Raw genomic sequence first — 24545 nt, forward strand, 5'->3', positions numbered from 1 at the left:
TGGCCTACCCGCGTGCCTTGGCGCGCGAGCGGCTGCGGGCGCGGGAGGTGGCGTCCAGCTCGACCTTGCGCACCCGGACGATCTCCGGGGTCACCTCGACGCACTCATCCTGCGCGCAGAACTCCATGGCCTGCTCGAGGTCGAGCTCGAGCGGCTTGGCCAGGGTCTCGATGACGTCGGCCGTCGACGACCTCATATTGGTGAGCTTCTTCTCCCGGGTGACATTGATGTCGAGATCTTCGGCCCGTGGATTGATTCCGACGACCATGCCCTCATAGGTGTCCTGGCCCGGTTCGACGAAGAACTGGCCACGGTCGGCGAGCTGAATCAGTGCGAAGGGGGTGATGACGCCGGCGCGGTCGGACACCAGTGAGCCGGTGTGACGGGCCCGGATCTCACCGGCCCACGGGCGGTAGCCGTCAAACACCGCGTTGGCGATGCCGGTGCCGCGCGTCAGGGTGAGGAAGTCGGTGCGGAAGCCGATCAGGCCACGGCTGGGCACGATGAAGTCCATCCGGACCCAACCGGCGGCGTGGTTGGTCATCTCCTCCATGCGCCCCTTGCGGGCGGCCATCAGCTGAGTGATCGCGCCGACGAACTCCTCGGGGCAGTCGATGGTCATCGCCTCGTACGGCTCGTGCAGCTTGCCGTCGATGGTCCGGGTGACCACCTGCGGCTTGCCGACCGTCAGCTCGAATCCTTCGCGACGCATCGTCTCGACCAGCACGGCCAGCGCCAGCTCGCCGCGACCCTGCACCTCCCAGGCGTCGGGCCGGCCGATGTCGACGACCCGGATCGACACGTTGCCGACCAGTTCGGCGTCCAGCCGGTTGCGGACCATGCGTGCGGTCAGCTTGTGCCCGGAGACCTTGCCGGCCAGCGGCGAGGTATTGGTGCCGATGGTGACCGAGATGGCTGGTTCGTCGACGTGGATCCGCGGCAGGGCGTGGGCATGGTCTGGGTCGGCCAGGGTGTCGCCGATCATGATCTCGGGCAGCCCGGCGACGGCCACGATATCGCCTGCCACGGCCTCGTCGGTGGGGCTGCGCTCGACACCTTCGGTGGCCAGCAACTCGGTGATCTTGGCATTGGTGATGACGGGCACTCCGTCCACCTCGCGCATCCACGCCACCTGCTGGCCCTTGCGCAGCTTGCCGTTATAGATGCGGATCAGGGCGAGTCGGCCGAGGAAGGCCGATGCGTCGAGGTTGGTGACCAGCGCCTGCAACGGCGCCTCCTGGTCACCTGAGGGGGCCGGGATGTGCTCCATCAGCACCTCGAAGAGCGGATCGAGGTTGTCGCCGGCCGGGGCCTCACCGTCGGCGGGCTGCTCGGTGCTGGCGATGCCGGCGCGCCCGGAGGCATACAGCGTCGGGAGGCCCAGCGCGTGCTCCGCCGCCGCAGCCGCTTCGGGGTCGAGGTCGGAGGCGACGTCGAGCAGCAGGTCGTGACTGGCGTCGACCACCTCGCCGATCCGGGCGTCGGGCCGGTCGGTCTTGTTGACGACGAGGATCACCGGCAGATGCGCCTGCAGCGCCTTGCGCAGCACGAACCGGGTCTGCGGCAACGGGCCCTCGGACGCGTCGACCAGCAACAGCACCCCGTCGACCATGGACAGACCGCGTTCCACTTCGCCGCCGAAGTCGGCGTGGCCGGGGGTGTCGATGACGTTGATCACGGTGAGCGTGCCGTCCGCGTTGTGACGGTGCACGGCCGTGTTCTTGGCCAGAATGGTGATTCCTTTTTCCTTCTCCAGGTCACCGCTGTCCATGATGCGTTCCTGGGTGTCGTCACCACGGTGGGTCAGCGCACCGGACTGCCGCAGCATCGCGTCGACCAGGGTTGTTTTGCCGTGGTCGACGTGGGCGACGATGGCGACATTGCGGAATGGCACGTCGGTGATTGTGGCAGCGGGGCCGGTTAATAGCGAACCGGGCAGGTCACCACCGGCCCGGCCGGCGTGCTCACCAGCCCCGTCGGCGCGGTGCCGAACCGACCAATTGGTGTTTCTCCGCCGTGTCTCGGCTGCGGTAGACGATGTAGGGCCGGAACAGATAGCCGATCGGCGCGCTGAACGCGTGCACCAGCCGGGTGAACGGCCACAGCGCGAACAGCAGCAGCGCGATGAGCACGTGGATCTGGTAGTACGCGGCCGCCTGCACCATCAGATCTCCGCGCGGGTCGAGTAGCCAGATCGACCGGAACCATATGGACACCCGCTGCCGGTAGTCGTGCAGTTCACCGAAGTGTGTGAGGCCCATCAGCGTGCAGCTCAAACCCGCCACCAGTGCGCACACCAGTACGAGGTACATCAGTTTGTCGTTGCGGGTGGTGGCCAGGGACACCGCCGCGCGGGTGCGCCGCCGATAGATCAGCAGCCCGATGCCCAGCAGGGTGGCGACGCCGGCCGGCACGCCGAGCAGCACCGCTTGCATGTGATAGAGGTGATCACTCATCCCGACCGCCCTGGTCCAGGACTCGGGAATGAACAGCCCCATCACGTGGCCCATGATCACCGCGAGGCTGCCGAAGTGGAACAACGGGTTGGCGATCGACAACAACCGCGACTCGTAAAGCTGCGACGAACGGGTGGTCCAGCCGAACTTGTCGTAGCGGTACCGCCACCAGGTGCCCACCACCGCGATGGAGAGCACCACATAGGGAATGTCGTCCCAGAAGATCTCCAGCAATTTCAGGTGCACCCGACGTCAGCCTCCCTCGGCGCGCCGCGGCGGCACGGTCAACGTAAACGGTTGCAGTCCAACGGATTCGACGGGCGGCCCGGCGGCGGCAAGCCGCCGCGCCCGGCTCGACTCCGCTTCGGTGCCGGCCGGCAGCGTCCCGCACACCGCCGCCACGGTGTGCGCATAAGGCGATCCGGCGTCGGCCAGCGCGCCGCGGAGCACCTCGATCGGGACACGGTGCTCGTGCAGCAGGCGGCGGCCGGCTTCGGCATCGACGGTGGCCGCGAACTCCAGCACCACGGGCAGGAAATCCGGCGCCTCCGAACGTGGCGGCTCGACGCCGGCCTGCCGATATGCCGTTGCAAATGCCAGCATCTCGCGGCCGCGGTTGCGGGTGTCCCCCGCTGTCCAGTAGGTGAGATACATGGTGGCCCGCCGCCCCATGTCGAACGTTTCGACGTAATGCGCCGCGGCGGCCATTGTCGAGCGGGAACGCAACGCAGCGGCTGTCCGGCCCAGCAGCGCCGCCGCGGTGCCGCTGAGATGACTCAGCAGCTCGTCGACCATGTCCAGCCGCGCTGGGTCATCGGGATAGGCCAGCAGCAGGGAGGCCCCCTGCCACACCAGGCGGTCTCGCATGGTGTCGGCGGACGCGCGGGCACGGGACAGCAGCTTCATCGGTGGACCGGCCCGGCTTCCGGGAACAAGCTCTCGGGCCTGCCTCTGCCGTCCCAGTTCAGCAGGTTTGTCTGTCGCCGCCGCAGCGCGTGGAAGGTCTCCACGGCGACCGGGACAGGGTGGCCGCTGCCCTCGCCGAACGGACCTGACTCATACATTCCCGGTCCGCCGTCGAACGACAGCGAACATCCCATCTCATCGGATGCGGCGCCCGGGTGCAGATCTGGCGCGTATGCCGTCGGAATCACATACCGCTCTTCGTATTTCGCGATGGCGAGCAGGCGGTACATGTCGTAGATCTGCTCTTCTGTCATCCCTACCGCATGGGCGATATGCGGCTGGGTCTGACGGCCCAGATTGACGTCACGCATGTATGAGCGCATCGCCGCCAGCCGCCGCAACACGCCGGCGACCACCTGCGTGTCACCGGCGGTGAACAGCTCCGCCAGGTACTCAATGGGGATGCGCAGTGCGTCCAGGGCACCGAACAAGTTGCCCAGATCCTCGCCATCGTGACCGTCGTGGCTGACCGCGTCGACCACCGGGGACAGCGGCGGGATGTACCACACCATCGGCATCGTCCGGTATTCCGGGTGAAGGGGGAGCGCGACTTTGAAGGTGTTGATCAGCGCGTACACCGGCGAGCGCTGCGCGGCCTCGATCCACTCCTGCGAGATGCCCTGCGCTCGGGCACCGGCGACAACCTCGGGATCGCCGGGGTTCAGGATGATGCGGCGCTGCGCTTCATAGAGGTCGGTGTCGCTTCGCACCGACGCCGCCTCGAGCACCCGGTCGGCGTCGTAGAACACCAGACCGAGGTAGCGCAACCGGCCCACACACGTTTCCGAGCACACCGTCGGCAATCCGACCTCGATGCGCGGGTAGCACAGCGTGCACTTCTCGGCCTTGCCCGTCTGGTGATTGAAATACACCTTCTTGTAGGGACATCCGGACACACACATGCGCCAGCCCCGGCAGCGGTCCTGGTCGACCAGGACGATGCCGTCCTCGGTCCGCTTGTACATCGCACCGGACGGACAGGACGCCACGCATGACGGGTTCAGACAGTGCTCGCAGATCCGCGGCAGGTAGAACATGAAGGTCTCTTCGAGCTTGAGTTTGACCTCTTGGTTGACCTTTTTCAGGATGGGGTCGTCCGGCACGATCTCCGTTGAACCGGCCAGGTTGTCGTCCCAGTTCGAACCCCAGGAGACCTTCAAAGGCTGACCGGTGAGCGCGCTGCGCGGGGCGGCGGTGGGAAAGGTGTCCCCCGCCGGCGCCCGGGTCAAATTCTCGTAGTCGTAGGTCCAGGGCTCGTAGTAGTCGGTGATGGTGGGCAGGGTGGGGTTGGCGAAGATGCGCAGCAGCTTCTGGAATCGGCCGCCGTCGCGCAATCTCAGCCGCCCCTTGCTGTCACGCAGCCACCCACCGCGCCAGCGGTCCTGGTCTTCGTAAGTGCGCGGATAGCCCACTCCGGGGCGGGTTTCCACGTTGTTGAACCACACGTACTCGGTGCCCGGACGGTTGGTCCAGGCCTGCTTGCACGTCACTGAACAGGTATGGCAGCCAATGCATTTGTCGAGGTTCATCACCATCGCCAGCTGCGCCATGACTCTCATCTAGTAGGTCACCTCCTGGCTGCGGCGGCGCACCATCGTCACCTCGTCACGCTGATTGCCGGTGGGCCCCAGATAGTTGAACCCGAACGTGTGCTGGCCATAACCACCGGCCAGGTGGCTGGGTTTGATCCGCACCCGGGTCAGCGCGTTGTGGTTGCCACCACGCTTGTTGTTGGTCTCGGTTCGAGGCGTATCGACGGTGCGCTCCTGCACGTGGTAGACGAACACCACACCGTCTGGCATCCGGTGTGACACGATCGCGCGGCACACGAAGATGCCGTTGGCGTTGACCGCCTCGACCCAATCGTTGTCGCGCACTTCTATTTTCGCGGCATCACCGGGACTCATCCACATGGTTGGACCGCCGCGGGACAGGGAAAGCATGTACAGGTTGTCCTGATATGTGGAGTGAAACGACCACTTCGAATGGGGCGTCAGATAGCGCACGGTAAGCCCGATCCCGTCACCCCCGAGCTGAGGCTGATTGAACAACCGCGCCATATCGAGCGGCGGCCGGTAGACGGGCAACTGCTCGCCGAGTTCCTCCACCCAGTCGTGGGCGAGGTAGAAATGCATTCGCCCGGTCAGCGTATGGAACGGCTTGAGGTGTTCGATGTTGATCGTGAATGGCGCGTAGCGACGTCCACCGGTCTCGCTGCCGGACCATTCCGGGCTGGTGATCACCGGCACCGGACGGGCTTGGGTGTCCGCGTAGCTGATGCGTTTGTCCTCGCTGCCCTCAGCCAGTTGCGCCAGCCGTGCCCGGTGCGCTTTTCCAGTTCCAGGAACCCTTCCACCGCGAGTCGGCCGTTGCACGTTCCCGACAGAGTGAGAATGGCGTCTGCCATCCGGTGGGCGCTGGTCAGCGCCGGGCGCCCGGCTGCGACACCGGAATTCATCACCCCGAACTTGGCGGCCAGCTCGCTGCACTCACGGACCGGGTAGACCGTACTGCCCTTGACCGTCGTGCCGAACGTCTCGACTAGCGGCCCCAACGTCACCCATTTGTCGTAGGTGGCCCCATAGTCACGCTCCACCACGGTGAGCCTGCCCATGGTGCGGCCCGGCACCGGAACCTCGCCGGTACTCAGCCAATCACGCTGCGTGCCTTCCGGATACGCCATCGCGTCCGGACTGTCGTGTTGCAGAGCGGTCATCACCACATCGGTGCGCGTACCCAGATGTTGTGTGGCCAGCACACTGAAGGCGCGTGCAATCGCGGCGAATGCGTCGTAGTCCGAACGGGTTTCCCACGGTGGGTCGATCGCCGGACTGAACGCGTGCACATACGGGTGCATATCCGTGCTGGACAGGTCATGCTTCTCGTACCAGGTCGCCGCGGGCAGCACCACGTCGGACACCAGCGTCGTCGACGTCATCCGGAAGTCGATCGACATCATCAGATCCAGCTTGCCCTCGGGCATGCCGGCACCGGGCGCCTCGGCCTGCACGTTGGAGTCGGTGCCCAGCAGATGCCGCAGGAAGTACTCCCCGCCCTTGCCCGACGAGCCGATCAGGTTCGCGCGCCACACGGTGAGCACCCGCGGCCAGTTGGCGGGGTTGTCCGGATCGCCGGCCGCCAGGTTCAGGGTCCCCCCGCTCAGTTGTTCGGCGACGAACTCAGCGATATCGCGGCCGTCCGCCTTCGCCTCATCGGCGACGTCGAGACTGGACCGATCGAATTGCGGGTAGAACGGGCTCCATCCCATGGCCGCCGCCGATTTGAGCAGATCCATGGTGTGCCTGCCGTCGAAGCGCCCGCGTCCCACCGGACTGGCCAACTTGTCGGCCGAGTACTCGTCGTAGCGCCACTGGTCGGTGTGGGCGTACCAGTACGAGGCGCCGGGAACCTGCCGCGGCGGCCGCACCCAGTCACCGGCGTTGGCCATGGTCTGCCACCCCGTCAGTGGCCGGACCTTCTCCTGGCCGACGTAGTGGGCCCAGCCGCCACCGTTGCGCCCCATCGATCCGGTCAGCATCAAAAGCGCCAGCACCGCGCGGTACATCACGTCGCTGTGGAACCAGTGACAGATCCCTCCGCCCATGATCACCATCGATCGACCGCCGGATTCCTCAGCGTTGCGGGCGAATTCCCGGGCGACGCGGACGGCCTGCACGGCCGGAACCCCGGTGATGGCCTCCTGCCAGGCGGGGGTGTTCGGCCGGGCGGGATCGTCGAAGCCGGTCGGCCAGTCGCCGGGAAGGCCCCCGCGGGCGACGCCATAGTGCGCCAGCATCAAGTCGAACACGGTGCACACCAGATGCGTGCCGACACGGCGCACCGGCACCCCTCGCGACACCGTCTCACCGTGACCGTCGACGGTGTCGAAACTGGGCAGGTCCACCAGGACGGCCCCGTCGCCACCGTCGACGCTCAGCGCCGGTATCACCGCGCCCAGGTCCAGGTTCCACTTCCCGACGCCATCCTCGCCGAAGCGGAAACCCAGCGACCCGTGCGGTATCACCACGCGTCCGGTGACCTCGTCGAGCAGCGCCGGCTTGAAGGCCGCGTTCTCGACTTCCCGGCCGATGTCGGCAGCGGTGAGGAACTTCCCGGGCACAAACGTGTCGTCCCGCTGCTCGAGCTTGATCAGAAACGGCAGATCGGTGAAGCGCCGCACGTAGTCGGTGAAGAACGGAACCTGCTTCGTGACAAAGCATTCGGTGAGAATGACGTGTCCCATCGCCATGGCCAGTGCCGCGTCGGTACCGGCGGCGCAGCGTATCCACTCGTCGGCGAACTTGGTGTTGTCGGCGTAGTCGGGGCTGACCACCACCACCTTGGTCCCGCGATAACGCACCTCGGCCATCCAGTGCGCGTCGGGAGTGCGGGTGATCGGCACGTTGGAACCCCACATCACCAAATACGAGGCGTCCCACCAGTCTCCGGACTCCGGCACGTCGGTCTGGTCGCCGAAGACCTGCGGAGATGCCACCGGAAGGTCGGCGTACCAATCGTAGAACGAGGTCATCACGCCGCCGATCAGCTCGATGAACCGCGATCCGGCGGCATGGCTGACCATGGACATGGCAGGTATCGGTGAGAATCCCGCGATTCGGTCCGGGCCGTAGGTCTTGATCGTGTGAACGTGCGCGGCGGCGATCATCTCCGTCGCCTCAGCCCAGCTCACCCGGATCAAACCGCCTTTGCCCCTGGCTTTTTGGTAGCGACGGCGCCGCTCGGAGTCGGCCTGAATGTCTGCCCACGCCAGCACAGGGTCACCGAGCCGTGCCTTGGCCTCCCGGAACATCTCCACCAGCACGGCGCGGGCATACGGATAGCGCACCCGCGTCGGCGAATAGCTGTACCAGGAAAAGGACGCACCCCGGGGACATCCGCGCGGCTCGTATTCGGGACGGTCCGGGCCCACCGACGGATAGTCGGTCTGCTGCGTTTCCCAGGTGATGATCCCGTCCTTGACGTAGATCTTCCAAGAACATGACCCGGTGCAGTTGACCCCGTGGGTGGACCGGACGACCTTGTCGTGGCTCCATCGATCGCGGTAGAACACATCGCCTTCGCGCCCCCCGCGGCGGGTGACGGTGCGCAGGTCCGCGGAGAACTCCCCGGGTGTGAAGAATCGCCCGCTGCGCTCCAGGATTTCCTCGAGGTGCCCACCGATATGTGGCGTGGCAGTCAAGAGATTCAGGCCTCCTACTCACTCGCGGCGCGCCGCCGGGTGTGAACCGGCCGGGGCGGCCGGCAATTCCAAACCAGGGGTAGGTCAGGGTCCTTCAATCCCCAGTTGACGACGCGTACCTTCCGAGACGCTGTGCGTTCACCGAAATGCGGCTGTGAGTAGGCATCAAAGTTGCTGTGTGCGTCTTCGATCGGCGGTCTCGTTACCGCCGTGGCGTTCGGCCCCCGCATCGCATGGTCGGCAATGCCCCGACCCGATCGAGCAGCGCACACCCGCCGCGGCTGCCGGCCCAATGGCCAGGATTTCGCGGTAGCCTAAAAGCGTTGTCATCCAATCGAATCGGCCAGGCCACGGGTCTGCAACTGCGAGGTGCTCGACGACGGCTCGTCAGAGCGCAGCCGCCAGATCGGGGAGCCACGCGCGATCGGCCGGTACCCAGTCGACGTCATCGAGCTCGGCGGCCGTCACCCAGCGCAAGGCCTGGTGATCGCGCGGGTGCGGTTCGCCGCTCACCAGGCGGACCCGATAGGCCCGCAGGGTGATGGCCTCACCCAGAAGAACGTCACCGCCGAGGCGCTCCCCAACGGTGGTGTCGATTCCGAGTTCTTCAGCCAGCTCGCGGGCCAGCGCAGCGGGCTCGGTTTCACCCTCGGCCACCTTTCCGCCCGGAAGTTCCCAGCAGCCGGCCAACTCCGGGGGCCGGATGCGTTGCGCCACCAGGACCGCGCCACCGCTGATGATGGCACCGGCGACGACGATCTGGGTCGGCATGGCCACTGACGGTATACCTTCGGAGTTATGGCTGTTCTCACCGATGAGCAAGTTGACGCCGCACTACCGGACGGTTGGGAGCGCGCCGATGGCGCGTTGCGCCGCTCAGTCAAATTCCCGGCATTCTTGGCCGGCATCGACGCCGTGCGCCGGGTGGGCGAGCACGCTGAAGAGCAGGATCACCATCCTGACATCGATATCCGTTGGCGGACCGTGACTTTCGTGTTGGTCACGCATTCCGAGGGTGGGATCACGCAGAAGGACCTCGATATGGCGGGTGAGATCAACGGGATCGTCGCCGCGGGGTAAATCAACGGGGCTCGGCGACACCCGCACGCCGGCGTGAACCCCGAGCCGTTCGCGTCGTAGCCACCCAACCCAGCGTCGCCAGCGCCGCGACCACATACACCGATCCGGCCCAGGCCAGGTACCACGGGCGGCTGATCACCCAGATTGTCGGCTGCTCGAAGCTCAGTAGCCACGGCACGCCGATCACGGTGAGCACCAGCCAGCCCCAACCGAGCACTCGCGCTGCCAGACGCTCGCGCAGCGGCCCGTGAATCAGCCACACCATCAGCGGGACCAACCACACCCAGTGGTGCGTCCAGGAAATGGGTGAGAGCAGCAGGCCGAACAGTTCGACTACCAGCAGCCTGCCCAGAGCATCAGAGTTGTCCAGCGCACGCCATGCCAGCACGGCAACGACGGCCGTGACGACGAGCGCGGCCAGCACCAGCGGTCCGTATCCGGCGTCGTAGCCGACAATGCGCGAAATCGCGCCCCGCCAGGACTGGTTGAACGAGGTGGCGATCGGCCCCACCCGGTGCGCGTCGCCGAGCAGGTCGGTGAAGTAGTAGCGGGCCTGATCGCCGACCACGAACAGCGACACCCCGATCGTGAGCAGGAACACCGCCAGCGAGAACAGCGCTGCCGACCAGCGGCGCGCGCCCAGCAGATAGATGCCCGCGACAGCCGGGGTCAGCTTGACCGCGGCGGCCAGACCCACCAACGCCCCGGACAGCCACCATCGCGTCGTGTACACCGCCCACAGCACCGCGAGCACCAGGAACACGTTGATCTGCCCGTAGTCGAAGTTGCTGCGCAGCGGTTCGATCCAGATGCCGACCGCGGTCCACAACATCGCGGCCGGGCGGTCCGCGGCGGTGCCGATCAAGCGTTGACTGACTCGCACCACGCCGTACAGCGCCGCCACGATCGCGACGTCCCAGAGGAACGCCAGCACCCCGAACGGCACGAAGTGAAGCGGGTAGAGGAGCACCGCAGCAAACGGCGGATAGGTGAACGGCAGCGGGAAATCCGGGGTCTGGTCGGCGTAGACATAGCTGTACAGGGTGCCGGGATGATCCAGTGCCGCGGCACCGCCAACGTAAACGTGCAGGTCGACGAAGTTGGCCCCATTCGGCGCCAGATAAGTCCACGCGAACCGTGCGGCGATGCTGAGAACCAAAAGTGGCAGCGCCAACGTCTGCAGCAAGCTGCGACGGCGCCGGGGAGTTACTGCCGCATCGGCGGCCGAAGTCGTGTCTATCGGCCCGACTTTACCGACCCGGCAGCGCGCCGAGCCTTTTGTAACGGCGCGAACACGATTCCCAGGTCGCCGGTCACCGCCCTCACTCGTATCGGTAACGATCGCATAAATGCCACACGTGTCACTTGAGTCACTTCTGTACCAAGCTAGCTTCGGCTCTGGGACCAGTCATCGATCAACTCAGGGAGAGTCATGCCAACCATGTGGACTTACGTCCGAGCCGCCGCCGTCCTGGTCGGCTCATCCGCCGCGCTGCTGACCGGCGGCATCGCCCACGCCGACCCCGCGCCCGCTCCGGCCGAGACCAACATTCCTCAGCAGCTGATCGCCTCAGCGGCCAACGCTCCGCAGATTCTGCAGAACCTGGCGACCGCGCTGGGTGCCACCCCGCCGGCGCCTCAGGGAGTGCTTCGTTCACCTGACCCGGCGCCTGCCGCTCCGGGTGGGTTGAACCTGCCTTCCGTCCTGCCCGGTGCAACCGCTCCGGCTCCGGCGGCCGCCCCCGCGGCCACGCCGTCCATCCCCGGCGTGAACGCCCCGCTTCCCGGCCTCACCGCTCCCGCCGCCCCGGCCGCCCCGGCCGCGCCGGCGTCGGTTCCGTCGATCCCCGGCGTGAACGCCCCGCTGCCCAGCCTGGCCGCACCGGCCGCTCCGGCCGCACCCGCCGCGCCGGCGTCGGTTCCGTCGATCCCCGGCGTGAACGCACCGCTGCCGGGCCTGACCGCGCCGGCAGCTCCGGCGGCACCCGCTCCCGCGTCGCTTCCGATCCCGGGAGTCACCACCCCGATCCCGGGTGTCACGGCTCCTGCCGCTCCTGCCGCGCCCGCTGTGCCCGCGACGCCTGCCTCGTCGTTGCCTGGTTTGGCGACCGCGATTCCGGGGCTCGCCCAAGCCGCGTTGCCGGCTATCACCTCAGGTATTCCGGGTCTCGCGGGTGCCGGTGCTCCCGGCGCGAGCGGTCCGCAGACCCTGCTCGCCGCACTGCCCTGAGTCCGGTAATCACCGACGGCTGACCTACCACCAACAACCGGGAGAAAACACCGTGGCAAGCACTTGGAGTCTGTCCAAAGGTTTGGCCGCAGTCGTCGTCACTTCGGCTGCCGCGCTCATGCTCACCCCGAGCGCGGCAGCCGACCCGGCGCCGACGCCGCCCAACCCCGCTCAACAGCTACCGGGGCTGCCGGCGTTGACCGAGTTGAGTCCGATAATCCAGCAGGCAGCCGGTAATCCGGCGCAGGCGACGCAGCTGCTCATGGCCGCGGCGCAGGCTTTCACCCACAATCCGACCGCTCCCAGCGAGGCCAAGAACGTCGCCGCGTCGGTCAACCAGTTCGTCGCCGACCCGGGCGGTAGCCCGCACTTGAGCACCCAGGTGCCGCCCGGCGGCACTCCGCCCGAGGGCGCGCCGGTGCCGCATGTCCCGCCGCCCGGCGTCGAGCCCGGCTCGCTTCCGCATCTGCCGACGGGCGTCGACCCGCATCACGCGGCGGGTCCCGCACCCGAGGGCGACGTTCCCTCCGTGGTCAATCCCCGGCCGGTCGATCCGCCCCCTCCCGGCCCGGAACCGGCGCCCCGCGCGGTGCCCGCGCCCGCTGCCGCGCCGGCGGCGTTACCCGCACCTGCTCCGGCCGCTGCCCCCGCTCCTGCTCCTGCTCCGGCCGCCGCGCCGGCACCGGCTCCGGCCGCTGCCCCCGCCCCAGCACCCGCACCAGCCGCCGCCCCGGCACCAGCACCCACACCAGCCGCTGCCCCCGCACCGGCACCTGCGCCCGGTGCGGCGCCCGCGGCCGCAGCTCCGGCTTTCGGTCCTGACGCGCCGCCCACCCAGGACTTCATGTACCCCTCGATCGGGACGAACTGCCTTGGAGACGGCACCAACGCCCTGGCAACAGCGCTTTCGGTGGCGGGACCGGCTCCGATCCCGACACCGGGACCAGGTCCCGGCCAGACCGCTTACGTGTTCACCGCGGTCGGTACCCCTGGGCCCGCGGACGTGCAGCGCCTGCCGCTGAATGTCACGTGGGTCAACCTCACCACCGGGAAGTCAGGCAGCGCCACGCTCAAGCCGCGCACCGATATCAACGGTGAGGGCCCCACGACGCTGACCGCGATCGTGGACACCGGCTCGGGCAGCATCATGTCGACAATCTTCGGGCAGGTCACCACCAAAGACCGTCAGTGCCAGTTCATGCCCACCATCGGCTCGACGGTGGTGCCTTAAAGGCATAGCGCTGCCGCACCGGCCCGCGAGCGTGCGCGGATGTACATCGGCCACGGCGTGTCGTTGTACGAATGCGCACGCTCGCGGCGCGCGGCGTCAGTACGCCATGAACAGGATCGCGTCCCGGTCGTAGTCCAGACCCGGGTGCACGCTGGCGAGGTGGGCCTGAGTCAGCTCCACCAACTCGTCCTCATCCTTGCCGACGATGGCTTCGCCGCACGGACACGTTATGTGTGTCTTCACGTTGCCGCCTTTCCCTTCCCAGAGGCTTTCCCCGAGGCTTTCCCCGAGGCAGCAGCCTTCATCTGCTTCTTATACGACCGCACCTGACTCAGCGACTCGGCATCGACGATATCGGCAATCGACATGTGCGTGCCCGCCTTGCCGTACGCCCCCGCGGCGGCGCGCCAACCGGTGGGCGTCACGCCGTATTGCTTGCCGAGCAGCGCGAGGAAGATCTGCGCCTTCTGCTCGCCGAAGCCGGGCAGTGCCTTCAGCCGCCTCAGCAACTCCTTGCCGTCCGGGTCTCCGGCCGTCCACAGCGCCGCGGTGTCCCCGTCGTAGCGGTCGACGATAATCTGCGCAAGCGTCTGGATGCGCTTGGCCATTGACCCCGGAAAGCGGTGAATGGCAGGCTTTTCCGAGCAGAGCGCCGCAAACTTGTCCGGGTCGTGATCGGCGATCTCGGCGGCGTCGAATCCCCCCATCCGATCGGCGATCTTCTTGGGGCCGGCGAATGCCGTTTCCATGGGAACCTGCTGGTCAAGCAGCATCCCCACCAGCAACGCAAAGGGATTGGATTCCAGCAGCGCGTCGGCGGCCGGGTCTTGAACAAGCTGCAGTTTCGCCACGCAGCCAGTTTAGATCGGCGTGGCGGGCGGGCCTTCGGAGCGTCGCCGGGCACTTGGACCCGGTTCGCCGACAGCTCGAATTCGGTTCGCCGACAGCGCTATTCGAGTCGGCTAGCCGCTCTTGCGGCGGAACTCCCGGCGGTTACCGGCTGCGCCGTGCGCCCGCGACTGCTTGCCGCCGCTGTCCTTGTGGTCGGAGCCGCCGGACGACTTCGCCAGCTTGCGTTCGAGGGCTTCGCGGAACTTGCGCTTGTTCTCGTCCTCTGGCTGTTCAGACGATTCCGGGGCGTTCGTTTCGGCCATACCGGCAGCCTAATGGGTGAGGCGGCAAGCCGGTACGCAATATCACCGGCGGCCCGGTGGCATCCCGTACACATGCGAGATCGGCATGGTCAGCAGCACCCGCCGATCGGTGACCATGGCTTCGCGGTATTCATCCCAATCCGGGTGCTCACCAGCGATGTTGCGGTACAAGGCAATCAGGGCCTCAACGGTGTCGTCGCCGGGCGCCATGGCCGGCGGAGTCAGTTCCGCAGTCCCTTCCGCGACCGCATACGACCACCCGTCATCGGCATCGACCAACAACGATGCACGCGGGTCACGCCGCAGATTGCGGGTCTTGGCGCGCGGCTCGGTGATCGACACCTGCAACACCAGACCGCGGGCGTCGAAGTAGTACTGCACGTTCGACAGCTGCGGCCGGCCGTCGCGCTTGATGGTGGCCAATACTCCGATCGAGTTGCAACTGATCACGGCCAATAGCTTGTCGTCGAAGACGTGGCGTCCCATGCCGAAAGCCTACGTCGCGTTGCATCGTTGTTTGAGGGCCTGCTGGAATCGACTCATGACCAAGTACGCGGCATTCCTGCGCGGTGTCAACGTGGGGGGCGTCAACCTGAAGATGGCCGAGGTGGCCGACGCACTGACCGACGCCGGATTCACCAACGTCCGCACCATCCTGGCCAGCGGCAACGTGCTCATGGAGTCATCGGCCAAGGTCGCCACAGTGCGCACAAAGGCCGAAGCCGCGCTGCGCGAGAAATTCGGCTACGACGCGTGGGTGCTGGCCTACGACCTGGACACCGTGCGTGCGATCGACGACGGCTATCCCTTCGAGCGCGAGGTCGAGGGCTTGCAGTCCTACGTCACCTTCGTCACCGACGCGGACATTCTCGACGAACTGGCGCGACTGAGCCCAGGCCCTGACGAGAAGATCCAGCGCGGCGAGGGCGTCATCTACTGGCAGGTCCCCAAGGGCAGCACCCTGGACAGCGGCATCGGCAAAACGATGGGAAAGAAGCGCTACAAGTCCTCGACCACGTCGCGCAATCTGCGCACCCTGGCCAAGGTGCTCGCATGAGCGACTCCCCGTCCGGGTCCCACAAGGTCGCTCTGACCGGCGTCTCGGAAACCGCGCTCCTGACCCTCAATGCCCGCGCGACCGAAGCGCGCCGCGGCGACGACCGGCTCATCGACGACCCGATGGCGGTGCAGCTGGTCGACTCCATCGATTTCGACTTCGCCAAGTTCGGCCCCACCCGTCAGGACATCGCAATCCGGGCGCAAGCCTTCGACCGCGCCGCGAAGGCTTACCTGAGTGCTCACCCGGCGGCCACCGTGGTGGCGCTGGCCGAAGGCCTGCAGACCAGCTTCTGGCGCCTGGATGCCGCCCTCCCCCAGGGTCAGTTCCGTTGGCTGACAGTTGATTTGCCTCCGGTCATCGATATCCGCAAGCGGCTGCTGCCGTCGTCACCGCGGATATCGGTGCTCGCCCAGTCGGCGCTGGATTACAGCTGGATGGACTCCGTCGACTCCTCGAACGGGGTGTTCATCACCGCCGAGGGACTGCTGATGTACCTGCAACCCGAGCAGTCGCTTGGGCTGATAGCGGAGTGCGCGAAGCGATTCCCCGGCGGCCAGATGCTCTTCGACCTGCCGCCGCGCTGGTTCAGTGTGTTCAGCCGGCTGGGCATCCGCACCTCACTGCGTTACAAGGTGCCGGCGATGCCGTTCAGTCTGTCGCCCGCCGAGGCGGCCGATCTCGCCGCGACGGTGCCGGGCGTCACCGCGGTCCACGATGTGCGGCTGCCGAAGGGGCGCGGGCTGATCTTCAACACCGCGCTGTCGGCGGTGTATCACGTTGCGCTGCTCGATCCGCTGCGCCCGAACCTGACGCTGCTGGAATTTTAGGACGACGCCGGAGTTCTAGTCGTCCGGCACGTTGGTCAGGTAGCGCATGGCGTCGGACTTCGTGAGCCCCAGCGCCCGAGCAACTTCCACGTATTCCTTGGCCGCCGCCGCCATCGCTGCATCGGTGGGGTCGAAGCGGGAGATGAAAGTGCCGAAACGCCCGCGAGTTTCGACGATCGCCGCAGATTCCAGCTCACGGTAGGCGCGGGCGACCGTGTTGGCGGCCACCCCCAGCTGGCCCGCCAAGTCGCGCACCGTCGGCAGCCGGGTGCCCGGCGGCAACGAACCGGTCCGGACCCCGTCGATGACTCCGGTTCTGAGCTGGTCGAATATCGGCTTGCCCGCCTTCACGTCGACCTTCAATAAATCGCGCAACTCCACATAACCAGTATTGCCCACACGCGGCTATCTTTGTGGGATGCGAGTGACGGTGCTGAGCGGCGCGGGTATCTCGGCGGAGAGCGGCGTCCCGACGTTCCGTGACGACAAGAACGGATTGTGGGCCCGCTTCGACCCGTACGAGCTCTCCAGCGTCCAAGGCTGGGAACGTAATCCCGAGCGCGTGTGGGGCTGGTATCTGTGGCGCCACTACCTGGTGGCCGACGTGCAACCCAACGCGGGGCACCGGGCCATCGCGGACTGGCAGCAACATCCTGACGTCACTTCCGTCACCGTCGTCACCCAGAATGTCGACGACCTGCATGAGCGGGCCGGCAGCACCCCGGTACACCACCTCCATGGCAGCTTGTTTGAATTCCGTTGCGCGCGTTGCGGAATGGCATACACCGACCCGCTCCCGGTGATGACGGAGGCCGCTATCGAGGTGGAGCCACCGGTGTGCCGCTGCGGCGGCCTGATCCGGCCCGACATCGTCTGGTTCGGCGAAGCGCTGCCGCAGGGACCGTGGCAGAGTGCGCTCGACGCGACCGAGAACGCCGACGTGGTGGTGGTGGTCGGCACGTCGTCGATCGTCTATCCGGCGGCCGGGTTACCGGAGATGGCGCTGGCCCGCGGCACCGCGGTGATCGAGGTCAACCCCGAAGCCACTCCGCTGTCGCAATACGCCACGCTCTGCGTGCGGGAGCCGGCCAGCCAGGCGTTGCCCGGGCTGTTGGAGCGACTGCCCGCGCTGTTCAACTAGGTGCCGCACGCCGTGTCGGCCGCGAAGGTGAGGCGGACGACGCCACTGCGGCGTGTCGCGTCGGAGAATTCCCGCTCGGCGATTGACCCGGGGGCGCTACGGGCGGTGCGCCCGGCCCAGCGCCAATTCCGACACCGGCAGTGGCGCCCACGCCGGCAACGTCCACTCCCGCCGGGCCCGGTGCACTTCGAATCCAGCGTCGACGATCGCCCGCTCGGTCTCGCGATGTGTGTGGCAGTTGCCGAACATCCTGGGCCAGAACGTCGCATCGGCAAACTGCTGAAATCGGCCGCGGGCACCGGCGCTGGCGACGTGCTCCAGGTACCGCAACTCGCCGCCCGGCCGCAGCAGCGAGTGCAGCCGTCGCAGCACGCCCAGCTGGTCGTGCACCGAGCACAACACCAGCGAACAGACCACGGCGTCGAACGGCTCCACGTCGCCGAGCTGCTCGGCGGTCTCGTGGGTCACCTCCACCGGGATCGGCGCCTCGGCCGCCGCTTGTCTGGCGATGTCCACCAGTCGCCTCTCGGGCTCCACGGCCAGGACGTGTGTGACGGCATCCGGGTAGTAGGCGAAGTTGGTCCCGCTGCCGGCACCGATTTCGAGCACCCGACCCGCCAGGCCGGCCAGATTCTCCCGGCGCAGCACCCGGACCGATTCCGCTTCGTGGGCGGCGAAGACCGGCCACACCCGAGCGAAAAAAGGATTGTCGACACTCGGCGTCATGTTTGCGCCTCCCCTGCGGGGCGCTGCTCGAGCACCCAGTCCACCAACTGCCGGGACGTCGCGTCGGCGCCGACGAGCCCGGCAACCATATGACCGCACAGTACCGCGCCCAGAACCCGCTGAGCGAACGCATCGACGTCACCGAAGGGCAAGTGCGGCTTGGCGATCAGAATCGCGGCCACGCCGTGCGCGGCGGTCCACAGTTCCAGGGCGATCATGGTTGGGTCTTCGGCGCGGTAGACACCCTCGTCCATCAGCGACTGCACCGACACACGCATGTGCTTGAACGCCGAACTGTCCAGTGCCATATCGACATTGCTTCCGGGGCGCCATTCGCCCATGGTGGCGAGCCGGTAGAGCTCCGGGGTCTGCAGCGCGAACCGCACGTATGCCATGCCCTGGGCGCGCAGAACCTCGACGGTGCACGCGCGCCCTACCGCCGCCCGCTCCATCGCCTCGTCGAGGCGTGCCAGATAGCGCGCGCACACCGCATCCAGTAACGCGTTCTTGTCCTGGAAATGCAGGTAGATCGACGGCGACGTGACCCCGACGCGTTGTGCGACCGATCGAATCGACACCGCCCGCGCTTGCCCGGTCTCCAGCAGCAATTCCGTTGCCGCATCCAGGATTTCGTGCCGAAGCCGGTCGCCCGACCCGCGCGGGGCGCGCTGGCGGCGCAGCCCGTGCACGGACACGTCAACCACGGCGCGTCACCGAGGCGTGCACGTCGCGCCCGTTGCGCTGGGACGGCATCTTGGCGGTGTCCGCCTCGCTCGGCACCCGGTGGCCGGCAGGCTCGGCGGGCTCCTCGAAGTGGCCGCCCTCGCTGATGCCGAACCGCTCGTGGACCCACGCCAGCGGCTTGGGCGCCCACCAGTTCCACCTGCCCATTACGTGCATGAAGGCCGGGACCAGGACCATCCGAACCAGGGTGGCGTCGGCGAATACCGCAAGAGTCAGGCCCAGTCCGAACATCCGCATAAAGGACACGTGCGCCGCGATCAGCGCCGCAAACGACATGGACATGACCAACGCCGCAGCGGTGATCACCCGGCCAGTACGAGCCACGCCGAGCGCCACGCTCTCGTCGTTGGCGGCGTGCGCCTGTGCCGGGCTCGGTGTGGCGGGCCGGGCGGCCCCGGACGCCAGCCAGTACTCCCTGATCCTGGAAACCAGGAACACCTCGTAGTCCATCGACAGCCCGAAGGCGATGCAGAACAGCAGCACGGGCATATTCGCGACGAGCGTGCCGCTCGGCGTGGTCCCCAGGGCGCCGAGGTGGCCATCCTGGAAGATCCACACCAAGGCGCCGAACGCAGCGCTCAGCGAGAGCATGTTAAGGATCAGAGCCTTCAACGGCAGGACCACGCTGCCGGTCAGCAAGAACAGCAGGACGAAGGTCACCACGGCCATCAGCCCCAGGACCAGGGGCAGGCGATCGGTCACCGCGTCGACGCTGTCCCGGTTGACCTGCGCGACGCCGGCCATCTCCACGCTGCGCCCGCCCGGCCCGGCCACCTGATGCAGCCGCTTGAGCTGGTTGTCCGAGGCTTGTGAAAACAGCGGCGCGGTGCTGCTCACGGTCAGCAGGGCGCTGCCGTCAGCCATCCCGGTAGCCCCGACCGGCGGGCCGGATGGCTTGCCGTTGATGAACGTGCCGGTCGGCGCCGACACCGCCGACACGTCGGGCACCAGGGACAGCCCAGCGGCGTACTGGCTCAGATCGTCCGGCGTCAGGCCGCGGGCGTCGGGAACAACGACCGGCACAGCCGTCGCCGAGTCGCGCGCGAAGTTGTCACGCAGCTGGTTGCCCACCTGGTGCGACGAGGCCGAGCTGGGCAGCACCCGGTCGTCCGGGAATCCCCATTTCACCGAGAGGAACGGCAGCCCCAGGAGCAGCAACAGCGCCACGACGGCCGAACCGATCGGCAGCCAGTAACGCATCACGAACTTGCTCGAGCGGTACCAGAACAGCTGCTCGACCGGCTTGTGCACCGGCTCGGGGCGCCGGAAAACCCGGCGCAGCAGGCGCCGCACGTCGAATGCATCGATCCGCGGACCCATCAGCACGATCGCGGCCGGAGTGATCACGATGGACGCGGTTGCCACGAAAGCTACCGTCGCCACACCGGCGTACGCGAATGACTTCAAGAAGTACATCGGGAAGGCGACCGTCGCTGCCATGGACAACGCCACCGTGACCGCCGAGAACAGCACCGTGCGACCGGAGGTGGCCATGGTGCGGATCAGCGCCTGTTCCCGGTCGCAACCTTCGGCCAGCTCGTCGCGATAGCGGCTGATGATCAGCAACGTGTAGTCGATGGCCAGCGCCAGTCCCAGGGCGGTACTCAGGTTGAGGGCGAATATCGAAACCTCGGTGGTGAAGGTGACCAACCGCAACACCGACATCGACCCGACCACGGCCAGCGCACCCAGCGCCATGGGGAGCGCCGCCGTCAGCAGCCCGCCGAACACCCATACCAGCACCAGGAAACTGAACGGGATGGCGATCATTTCCATCACGAGCAGGTCGGCCTGGTTCTGTTTGTTGATCTGCGCGTATTCCATCGCCGATCCGCCCGCCTGAACGGTGACGCCGTCGTGGTCGTGAACGAACTGGTCGGCCAGGGTCTGGGCGTTCTTCTGCGCGTCGTTTTCACCGCCCTTGAGGTTGACGACGATCAACCCGGACTTCCCGTCCTTGCTGATCAGATCGGCGGCGGCTTCCGGTGGCGCGGTCCAGGGCGAGGTCGCGTTGTAGACCAGAGGCGACTTCGCGAGCTGTTCGACCAGATCGGTGCCTGCGGTACGGGCCTGATCGCCACGGGCTCCGCCGGGCGCAGTGACCAGGATCAGCATCTGCTGGCCACTCTGGCCGAACTTGGCGGTCAGCTGAGTGATGGCACGTGCCGACTCGGAGTTGGGATCCTGAAACCCGCCCGGTGACAAGCTGTTGGCGACCGGGATGCCGAAGACCGCGGCGGCGATGAAGACCAGAAGGGCGATGCCGATGATGCGTCGCGGTGCCGCGATGGCCAGTCGAGCAATCCCCTGCAGCATGTCGTGTCCCTCCGGCCGGCCAGCGCGCGCCATCCCGGGCAACCGCACACTATCGGCGCTAACTTAGCAACGCTAACTTACAAGTGTCAAACAAGACCCCTGCAGTGACACGGCCGCAGGTAGGCGATGGTTCAACGGGGCGCGAAATGGGTAATCTCGCGCAGCTCGGCGGCACCCTACCCACCGGTAAGAATTGCCACCAATTTCCGAATCGTGACTCACTGATTCCTTAATGCTGGCTCTTACGCTCAGTGTCATGTGGATCGACGACACCAATGCCGATGTCATCAAGGCTGACTTCGAGGCTCTCTACCACGGCGACATGCTCGTCGAGGGTGAGTGTTCAGAGCAGTTCGAAGAATGGCAACCGCTTCCTACAGCGAGCTGAGGTAACACCATGGGCGTAATTGCACGATTGTTGATGGCCGAACCCACCGTTTCCCGATGGTTTCGTCGATAGCCACCTAGTGGTTCCGATGTAAGCCCCCCGCGACCGCGGGGGGCTTCTTCGGTTTCTGGGGCACGTTCTCGACAAGCCACGGGTGGCTGTCTTGGCCCCGAGGCTCAGCGCGGCGCCATCCGGATGGCACCGTCGAGCCGAATCACCTCGCCGTTGAGCATCGGGTTCTCGATGATGTGCACGGCCAGCGCACCGTACTCGTCCGGGTCGCCCAACCGCGCGGGGTGCGGAACCTGCTTGCCCAGCGACTTCTGCGCTTCCTCGGGAAGCGAGCCCAGCAGCGGGGTCTTGAACAGTCCCGGCGCGATGGTCACCACGCGAATGAGTTCGCGCGAGAGGTCCCGCGCGATCGGCAGCGTCATGCCCACCACTCCGCCCTTGGACGCCGAGTAGGCGGCCTGGCCGATCTGGCCGTCAAAGGCGGCGACCGAGGCGGTGTTGATGATGACGCCCCGCTCTTCTCCCACCGGCTCCGTCTTGGCGATCCGCTCCGCGGCGAGGCGCAGCACGTTGAACGTGCCGATCAGGTTGACCTCGACCACCTTCTTGAAGCCCTTGAGCGGGAAAGGTCCGTCCTTGGACAGCGTCTTGATGGCGTTGCCGATGCCGGCACAGTTGACGTTGATGCGCACCGGGCCCAGGGACTCGGCCAAATCGAGCGCCTTGGCAACCCCGTCCTCGTCGGTGACATCGGTCTGGGCGAAGTGCGCGCGGTCGCCCAGCTCGGCCACCGCCTCCTCACCCCGCAGATCCAGCACCACGACTTGCGCGCCGGCGTCGAGCAGCCGCTTCGTGGTGGCCAATCCCAGGCCTGAGGCTCCCCCGGTGACGACTGCGACGGCGTCCCTGATCTCCACGCCAAAACCCCTTCCATTGTCCCAACCTACTGGTTGGTTGGGACTATACCCAGTCGGAGAGAACCGCTTCGATGTCCCCCACCGCTTCGGCCGGGTGCGGTGTCTCGGCCGGGGTGCGGGAGAAGCGCGGGGCGGGCATCGGCTGCAGATGACCATTGACCTCGTAGAACGTGTTGCGCTCGGTGATGTGGGGTTCGGTGTGCGCTTCGCCGAACGCCAGCACCGGCGTCACGCACGCGTCGGAGTCGGCGAACACCTTGGCCCAGTGGTCGCGGTCGCGGCTGCCGAAAGCTTCGACCAGGCGCGCCCGCAACTCGGGCCAGCGCGCGACGTCGTTCTGCGGTGGCAGGGTGGCCGGGTCCAGCCCCAAGCCCTCGAGCATGGCGGCGTAGAACTGCGGTTCGATGGCGCCGACAGCGACATAACGCCCGTCGGCGCATTCGTAGGTGTCGTAGTAGGGCGCACCACCGTCGAGCATGTTGGTGCCGCGCGCGTCGGTCCACATGCCCGAAGCCCGCATCTGCCACATCATCTGGATGAGCACGCTGGAACCGTCGACCATCGCGGCGTCGACCACCTGCCCCTTGCCCGAGGTCTGCCGCTCCCACAGCGCCGACAGGATGCCGAGCAGCAGGAACATCGAGCCGCCACCGAAGTCGCCGACCAGGTTCAGCGGCGGCACCGGCCGCTCACCGGCCCGTCCGATCGAATGCAGGATGCCGTTCAGCGAGATGTAGTTGATGTCGTGACCGGCCTGCTGGCTGCGCGGGCCGGTCTGCCCCCAACCGGTCATCCGCCCGTAGACCAGCCGTTCGTTGACCTTGGCGCAGTCCTCAGGCCCCAGGCCCAGCCGCTCGGTAACTCCTGGGCGGTAGCCCTCGATCAGCACGTCAGCCTTCGCGACCAGCTTGAGCACCAATTCGCGGCCTTCGGCGGATTTGAGGTCGGCGGTGACTATGCGCCGGTTGCGGCTCATCGAATCCTTGACCGGGCCACTGGGACCGGGCCGGTCGACCCGCACCACGTCGGCGCCGAGGTCGCCCAGGATCATCGCGGCGTGCGGGCCGGGCCCGATCCCCGCCAGTTCGACAACACGTAATCCACTCAGCGGTCCCGCCATGGGTGCACCGACCTTTCGTCTGCTCTGACGCCCTAACAACCGGTTGATTGCATCTTCGCAGCCGCCTCGGGCGACCGTGCAGCCCGGGTCGCTTACTGTGAATCGCATGTCCGAATCTGGAATTGCCGCTCTCGCCCCTGTCGCGGGCCTCGACGTCGACCTGACCGACGGCGTGCTGTCGTTGACGATCAACCGGCCCGACAGCCTCAACTCGCTGATCATTCCGGTGATCACCGGCCTGGCCGACGCAATGGAGGCCGCCGCCACCGACCCCGCGGTGCGGGTGGTGCGACTCGGCGGCGCCGGTCGCGGCTTCAGCTCCGGGGCCGGCATCAGCGCCGACGACATGTCCAGCGGCGGCGGCGTCCCGCCGGACGAGATCATCCTCGAGATCAACCGGCTGATCCGGGCCATCACCGCACTGCCGCACCCCGTGGTTGCCGTCGTACAGGGACCTGCGGCCGGCGTCGGCGTCTCCATCGCACTTGCCTGTGATGTCGTATTGGCTTCTGAAAAAGCGTTTTTCATGCTTGCGTTCACCAAGATCGGGTTGATGCCCGACGGTGGGGCCTCGGCTTTGGTCGCTGCCGCGGTCGGCCGGATCAGGGCGTTGCGGATGGCGTTGCTGCCCGAGCGGCTCACGGCGACCGAGGCGCTGTCGTGGGGTCTGGTGAGCGCGGTCTACCCCGCCGACGACTTCGACGCCGAGGTGGCCAAGGTGGTCACCCGCCTGCTGACTGGCCCCGCGGTGGCGTTCGCCAAGACCAAAGCCGCGATCAATGCGGCCACACTGACCGAACTCAGCCCCACCCTGGACCGGGAGTTCGACGGTCAACGAGGCTTGTTGCAGGCACCCGACTTCAAGGAGGGCACCCGGGCATTCCAGGAGCGCCGCTCCCCCAATTTCACGGACTCCTGAGTTGCAGGATTACCAATCCGTTCTGGCGTCTACTCCGAATAATTGGTGACTGTGAGCG

Annotated in this window: 24 protein-coding genes and 1 pseudogene; 8 read left to right on the top strand and 17 right to left on the bottom strand. The window is 66.9% G+C overall.

Features of this window, described 5'->3' with window-relative positions; translation table 11 throughout:
- Nucleotides 1-4: 4 nt before the first annotated feature.
- The 6 genes and pseudogenes from typA to QXK92_RS22975 form a co-directional block, all read right to left on the bottom strand.
- Complete coding sequence (gene typA, locus QXK92_RS22950; protein ID WP_306245507.1) at nt 5-1894, bottom strand: translational GTPase TypA; 1890 nt, start codon at nt 1892-1894, stop codon at nt 5-7.
- 70 nt (nt 1895-1964) lie between these two features.
- On the bottom strand, nt 1965-2702 hold the full coding sequence (gene narI, locus QXK92_RS22955; protein WP_371934584.1) for a respiratory nitrate reductase subunit gamma: 738 nt from the start codon (nt 2700-2702) through the stop codon (nt 1965-1967).
- A gap of 6 nt (nt 2703-2708) precedes the next feature.
- Nucleotides 2709-3362 carry a nitrate reductase molybdenum cofactor assembly chaperone gene (gene narJ, locus QXK92_RS22960; protein WP_306245509.1) on the bottom strand — a complete coding sequence of 218 codons (654 nt, stop codon included), beginning with the start codon at nt 3360-3362 and terminating at the stop codon, nt 2709-2711.
- Nucleotides 3359-4981, bottom strand: a complete 1623-nt coding sequence (narH, locus tag QXK92_RS22965; RefSeq protein ID WP_306245512.1) for a nitrate reductase subunit beta — start codon at nt 4979-4981, stop codon at nt 3359-3361. The genes narJ and narH overlap by 4 nt, the downstream gene beginning before the upstream one ends.
- Nucleotides 4982-8622 (bottom strand): annotated as a pseudogene (locus QXK92_RS22970) (nitrate reductase subunit alpha). It lies immediately after the preceding gene.
- A gap of 387 nt (nt 8623-9009) precedes the next feature.
- A complete protein-coding gene (locus QXK92_RS22975) occupies nt 9010-9393 on the bottom strand; it encodes a (deoxy)nucleoside triphosphate pyrophosphohydrolase (protein ID WP_306245514.1) in 384 nt (127 codons plus the stop codon).
- 27 nt (nt 9394-9420) lie between these two features.
- Here QXK92_RS22975 and QXK92_RS22980 point away from each other — a divergent pair, with 27 nt between their 5' ends.
- Entirely contained in the window at nt 9421-9702 is a 282-nt protein-coding gene (locus tag QXK92_RS22980) for a 4a-hydroxytetrahydrobiopterin dehydratase (protein ID WP_306245516.1), read from the top strand.
- Between the two features lies 1 nt (nt 9703).
- Here QXK92_RS22980 and QXK92_RS22985 read toward each other — a convergent pair whose 3' ends face one another.
- Nucleotides 9704-10942 carry a mannosyltransferase gene (locus tag QXK92_RS22985; RefSeq protein WP_306246433.1) on the bottom strand — a complete coding sequence of 413 codons (1239 nt, stop codon included), beginning with the start codon at nt 10940-10942 and terminating at the stop codon, nt 9704-9706.
- 192 nt (nt 10943-11134) lie between these two features.
- On the opposite strand from QXK92_RS22985, the gene QXK92_RS22990 reads away from it, so the two are divergent.
- Both QXK92_RS22990 and QXK92_RS22995 read left to right on the top strand, forming a co-directional pair.
- The gene (locus tag QXK92_RS22990; protein WP_306245518.1) at nt 11135-11932 is read left to right on the top strand and encodes a hypothetical protein; all 798 of its coding nucleotides are present in this window, start codon (nt 11135-11137) and stop codon (nt 11930-11932) included.
- A gap of 52 nt (nt 11933-11984) precedes the next feature.
- Nucleotides 11985-13163: a hypothetical protein gene (locus QXK92_RS22995; RefSeq protein ID WP_371934585.1), complete on the top strand. Its 1179-nt coding sequence runs from the start codon at nt 11985-11987 to the stop codon at nt 13161-13163.
- Nucleotides 13164-13259: 96 nt separating this feature from the next.
- Here QXK92_RS22995 and QXK92_RS23000 read toward each other — a convergent pair whose 3' ends face one another.
- The 4 genes from QXK92_RS23000 to QXK92_RS23015 form a co-directional block, all read right to left on the bottom strand.
- On the bottom strand, nt 13260-13406 hold the full coding sequence (locus tag QXK92_RS23000) for a hypothetical protein (RefSeq protein ID WP_063892814.1): 147 nt from the start codon (nt 13404-13406) through the stop codon (nt 13260-13262).
- Nucleotides 13403-14014 carry an HhH-GPD-type base excision DNA repair protein gene (locus QXK92_RS23005; protein ID WP_306245520.1) on the bottom strand — a complete coding sequence of 204 codons (612 nt, stop codon included), beginning with the start codon at nt 14012-14014 and terminating at the stop codon, nt 13403-13405. The genes QXK92_RS23000 and QXK92_RS23005 overlap by 4 nt, the downstream gene beginning before the upstream one ends.
- A 111-nt stretch (nt 14015-14125) precedes the next feature.
- Nucleotides 14126-14317: a DUF5302 domain-containing protein gene (locus QXK92_RS23010; protein ID WP_306245522.1), complete on the bottom strand. Its 192-nt coding sequence runs from the start codon at nt 14315-14317 to the stop codon at nt 14126-14128.
- A gap of 42 nt (nt 14318-14359) precedes the next feature.
- Complete coding sequence (locus tag QXK92_RS23015) at nt 14360-14803, bottom strand: PPOX class F420-dependent oxidoreductase (RefSeq protein ID WP_306245524.1); 444 nt, start codon at nt 14801-14803, stop codon at nt 14360-14362.
- A gap of 55 nt (nt 14804-14858) precedes the next feature.
- Between QXK92_RS23015 and QXK92_RS23020 the strand changes: the two genes are divergently transcribed.
- Together QXK92_RS23020 and QXK92_RS23025 are read left to right on the top strand one after the other, a co-directional pair.
- Nucleotides 14859-15374, top strand: a complete 516-nt coding sequence (locus QXK92_RS23020) for a DUF1697 domain-containing protein (RefSeq protein ID WP_306245526.1) — start codon at nt 14859-14861, stop codon at nt 15372-15374.
- Entirely contained in the window at nt 15371-16204 is an 834-nt protein-coding gene (locus QXK92_RS23025; RefSeq protein ID WP_306245528.1) for a class I SAM-dependent methyltransferase, read from the top strand. Before QXK92_RS23020 ends, QXK92_RS23025 begins: the two co-directional genes overlap by 4 nt.
- Nucleotides 16205-16219: 15 nt before the next feature.
- On the opposite strand, the gene QXK92_RS23030 is transcribed toward QXK92_RS23025, so the two are convergent.
- A complete protein-coding gene (locus tag QXK92_RS23030) occupies nt 16220-16585 on the bottom strand; it encodes a GntR family transcriptional regulator (protein WP_306246436.1) in 366 nt (121 codons plus the stop codon).
- 37 nt (nt 16586-16622) lie between these two features.
- Here QXK92_RS23030 and QXK92_RS23035 point away from each other — a divergent pair, with 37 nt between their 5' ends.
- Complete coding sequence (locus QXK92_RS23035) at nt 16623-17345, top strand: NAD-dependent deacylase (protein WP_306245531.1); 723 nt, start codon at nt 16623-16625, stop codon at nt 17343-17345.
- 96 nt (nt 17346-17441) lie between these two features.
- On the opposite strand, the gene QXK92_RS23040 is transcribed toward QXK92_RS23035, so the two are convergent.
- Genes QXK92_RS23040 through QXK92_RS23050 form a run of 3 tightly spaced genes read right to left on the bottom strand, consistent with a single transcriptional unit; the run spans nt 17442 to nt 21131 of the window.
- Nucleotides 17442-18071: a bifunctional 2-polyprenyl-6-hydroxyphenol methylase/3-demethylubiquinol 3-O-methyltransferase UbiG gene (locus QXK92_RS23040; protein ID WP_306245532.1), complete on the bottom strand. Its 630-nt coding sequence runs from the start codon at nt 18069-18071 to the stop codon at nt 17442-17444.
- Nucleotides 18068-18766: a TetR/AcrR family transcriptional regulator gene (locus QXK92_RS23045; RefSeq protein WP_306246438.1), complete on the bottom strand. Its 699-nt coding sequence runs from the start codon at nt 18764-18766 to the stop codon at nt 18068-18070. The genes QXK92_RS23040 and QXK92_RS23045 overlap by 4 nt, the downstream gene beginning before the upstream one ends.
- A 1-nt stretch (nt 18767) precedes the next feature.
- Nucleotides 18768-21131: an MMPL family transporter gene (locus QXK92_RS23050; RefSeq protein WP_306245534.1), complete on the bottom strand. Its 2364-nt coding sequence runs from the start codon at nt 21129-21131 to the stop codon at nt 18768-18770.
- Between the two features lie 256 nt (nt 21132-21387).
- Here QXK92_RS23050 and QXK92_RS23055 point away from each other — a divergent pair, with 256 nt between their 5' ends.
- Nucleotides 21388-21519 carry a hypothetical protein gene (locus QXK92_RS23055; protein ID WP_306246515.1) on the top strand — a complete coding sequence of 44 codons (132 nt, stop codon included), beginning with the start codon at nt 21388-21390 and terminating at the stop codon, nt 21517-21519.
- Nucleotides 21520-21695: 176 nt separating this feature from the next.
- Here the strand turns inward: QXK92_RS23055 and QXK92_RS23060 are convergent, their stop codons facing one another.
- Both QXK92_RS23060 and QXK92_RS23065 read right to left on the bottom strand, forming a co-directional pair.
- Nucleotides 21696-22448 carry a 3-hydroxyacyl-CoA dehydrogenase gene (locus tag QXK92_RS23060; protein WP_065050124.1) on the bottom strand — a complete coding sequence of 251 codons (753 nt, stop codon included), beginning with the start codon at nt 22446-22448 and terminating at the stop codon, nt 21696-21698.
- A gap of 43 nt (nt 22449-22491) precedes the next feature.
- Complete coding sequence (locus QXK92_RS23065; protein ID WP_306245536.1) at nt 22492-23568, bottom strand: CaiB/BaiF CoA-transferase family protein; 1077 nt, start codon at nt 23566-23568, stop codon at nt 22492-22494.
- A 106-nt stretch (nt 23569-23674) separates the two neighbouring features.
- Here QXK92_RS23065 and QXK92_RS23070 point away from each other — a divergent pair, with 106 nt between their 5' ends.
- Nucleotides 23675-24487, top strand: coding sequence for an enoyl-CoA hydratase (locus tag QXK92_RS23070; RefSeq protein WP_306245538.1), 813 nt, complete (start codon nt 23675-23677; stop codon nt 24485-24487).
- Nucleotides 24488-24545 lie beyond the last annotated feature (58 nt).

The sequence above is a fragment of the Mycobacterium sp. TY815 genome, from assembly GCF_030755135.1.
Classification (GTDB): domain Bacteria; phylum Actinomycetota; class Actinomycetes; order Mycobacteriales; family Mycobacteriaceae; genus Mycobacterium.